The sequence below is a fragment of the Pseudomonas sp. FFUP_PS_473 genome, from assembly GCF_002858665.1.
In the GTDB taxonomy this organism is placed as follows: domain Bacteria; phylum Pseudomonadota; class Gammaproteobacteria; order Pseudomonadales; family Pseudomonadaceae; genus Aquipseudomonas; species Aquipseudomonas defluvii.
In genome coordinates this window covers 1-2,790 of the sequence record NZ_PJQQ01000076.1, presented here as the reverse complement: position 1 = coordinate 2,790, position 2,790 = coordinate 1, and the positions used below count along the sequence as shown (strand labels likewise).

General features: G+C 55.8%; 2 protein-coding genes. Both read left to right on the top strand.

Annotated features, from left to right (window positions below; all coding sequences use genetic code 11):
* Positions 1-585 precede the first annotated feature (585 nt).
* A complete protein-coding gene (locus tag CYD26_RS24600; RefSeq protein ID WP_003253457.1) occupies positions 586-1,260 on the top strand; it encodes a heavy metal response regulator transcription factor in 675 nt (224 codons plus the stop codon).
* The gene (locus tag CYD26_RS24595) at positions 1,257-2,675 is read left to right on the top strand and encodes a heavy metal sensor histidine kinase (RefSeq protein WP_011953107.1); all 1,419 of its coding nucleotides are present in this window, start codon (positions 1,257-1,259) and stop codon (positions 2,673-2,675) included. Before CYD26_RS24600 ends, CYD26_RS24595 begins: the two co-directional genes overlap by 4 nt.
* Positions 2,676-2,790: the final 115 nt, after the last annotated feature.

Sequence of the window (2,790 nt, the reverse complement as noted above, 5' to 3'; positions counted from 1 at the left end):
CAGGCCGGATATAAGACTGCTCCTACCTACGCGCCAGCATGGCTACCTATTGAGCTCCGGGAGGCGTCCATATAAGGATTTCCCTAACACCAAGATGATCGGGCAATTACAATTTGGACATGTAATAGATTGTAAGATAATTACTCGAGAGAATATCGAGCCGCCACGTGAACTAATTTGCAGAAAGGCGCTGCGGTTTGCGGCCGTGCATGGGGTCTGCCTGCGTGGCGCCCTCGATCCAAGGCCAGTACCAGTCCTTGCAAGCTAACGACCGAAATGCTGCCTGTCCTGGCCGATTCCACCTGCCAGGCGAATCTGTCATACACCGCCGCAGGCCCCAGAATCCGCTATGCTTAGGGGTGGAGCCTGCATGACTGTCAGAAATCTTGCGGCTACATTACAAATTTGTAGGATTTCGCCGCGGCCAGCTTCTTCGCGTTAAGATTCAAGCGTCCTCAGGTGACCCGGCGTATGGACAGAGGTAGCGACTACCACATGCCATACCCTCAGCCAAACTTTCGAACAGCCTGCAACCATAATCTTGGCGGATTAGGCCAACTCCTTCCTCACACCTTGAGATAAGTTATGCGCGTTCTAGTTGTGGAAGACGAAATTAAAACTGCCGAATATCTTCAGCAGGGCCTATCCGAAAGCGGGTATGTCGTAGATATCGTGCACAACGGTGTAGATGCTCTGCACTTGTTCAACACTAATGTCTATTCGTTGGTCCTCCTGGACGTGAACCTCCCGGGTATCGACGGCTGGGACCTGCTGGAAACCATCCGTAAGACCAGCCGGGTCCGCATCATCATGCTGACCGCCCGCGGACGCATCAATGACAAGCTCAAGGGCTTGGACGGCGGCGCGGATGACTACCTTGTGAAGCCATTCGAATTCCCTGAGCTGCTTGCTCGCATCCGTTCGCTGCAACGCCGTGGTGATGAGTTAGTCGAGAAGAGCTCGCTGAAAATTGCCGATCTGGAACTCGACTCCGTCCGCCATCGCGTCTTCCGCGGTGGCACACGCATCGATCTCACCACCAAGGAATTTGCGCTTCTGCACCTGCTCATGAGCCGAACGGGCGAAGCGCTGACTCGCTCTCAGATCATCTCGTTGGTCTGGGATATGAATTTCGATTGCGACACCAATGTCATCGATGTAGCCATCCGGCGCTTGCGCTCGAAGATCGATGACCCGTTTGAAACCAAGCTCATTCACACGCTTCGTGGCGTTGGGTACGTTTTTGAGGAACGCGCATGAGGCCATTCAGCCTGGCTGCAAAGCTGGGGTTAAAAGTTGGGTTGATGAGCGCAGCGTTGCTGCTTCTGTTCGCCACCTTTGGCTATCTGATGGTAGGCAAGGCTCTGGAAAGAAATGCCAGAGCAGACCTGGAAGTAAAGATGGCGGGGATGGCTCACAACCTGTCCACCATCCCGGACATCTCCGGCGTCAACGCGGATGCGCATCAGCTTGTCGATTTGGTCATGGGCCACAACAACCTGTATGTGAGCATATTCGATACCTCACAGAATCAGACTCCCCTGCTCTCGATTGGCTCGAAACAGGTCAATCTGGAGGTGCACAAGTTTCAGCCGGCGGCCCAGCCCAAAGAGCACGAATGGCGTGATACGCAGGACCGTCCTCTGCTGAGTGCTTCTCGAATCATGCGTTTGGGCGATGGAACAGAGGTCAGCGTCTATATGACCATGGACCAGTCATCCAGTGAGGCGCTGCTCGATGCGTTGCTGACCTGGGCCTTGATGATGTCCCCCGTCATCCTCGCACTGATCTTGGCCATTGGCTGGTGGACTGTGCGCAGAGGCCTGCTACCACTGACCAAGTTCCTCAAGATCGCCTCGAAAATCTCAACCGAGAGCCTCGACCATCGCCTTCCAACTGATGGGATGCCGGCAGAACTCAAAATGCTCGCCGACGGCATCAACATCATGCTGGCTCGCCTGGATGATGGGGTTCAGCAGCTCTCGCAGTTTTCTGACGACCTTGCTCACGAACTTCGAGCACCGCTTTCCAACCTGATGGGCAAGGCCCAGGTTGCCTTGACCAGAGAACGATCGCTTTCCGAGTACCGGGAGGTTCTGGAGTCGTGCACAGAAGAGCTGGACCGCATGAGCCGCATGGTTTCCGACATGCTGTTCTTGGCCCAGGTCAGTCATCCAGCATCAATGGTGGAGTTCGAATCCGTCTCCTTGGTCGACGAGGTTCAGCGAGTGTGCGAGCTCTTCAGCATTTCAGCAGAAGAAGGCGAGATTCAGCTGCAGATCTCCGGCAGTGATGACGTGGTGCGCGGGAATCGCCTGATGGTTCAACGTGCCGTCTCGAATCTGGTCTCGAACGCGATCCGTTACTGCCCTCGCGGCCGCACGGTCTACGTTAAGGTGCAGCATAGTGCGAGCGGTACGACGTTGAGTGTCGGCAACCCCGGCCGTGGTATTGCCAAGGAACACCACGCGCACTTGTTTGAGCGGTTCTACCGTGTGGACAAGAGCCGAGCACGGAGCGAAGGCGGTACCGGTCTTGGCTTGGCCATTGTGCAGTCGATCATGAGTCTGCACCAGGGATCGGCGAGCGTGGAGGTGACCGAAGAAAACTTCACCTGGTTCCACCTTCACTTTCCGGAAGCCCAGCAAATGCAGCCGGCAATGACCGCCGCTTAAATTGCGCAGACACGATTAGGCCCGTCAATCGACGGGCCTTTTGTTGTGCGCCAGGCATGGCGCGTTGCGCGTTAGCGCAACCCGTTTGGCTGTGGTGGCTGAATGGGTGACTTGG

Bases quoted from the DNA above. Each gene is read 5' to 3' on its own strand.
- CYD26_RS24595 (WP_011953107.1), top strand. From the start codon at position 1,257: ATGAGGCCATTCAGCCTGGCTGCAAAGCTGGGGTTAAAAGTTGGGTTG.
- CYD26_RS24600 (WP_003253457.1), top strand. From the start codon at position 586: ATGCGCGTTCTAGTTGTGGAAGACGAAATTAAAACTGCCGAATATCTT.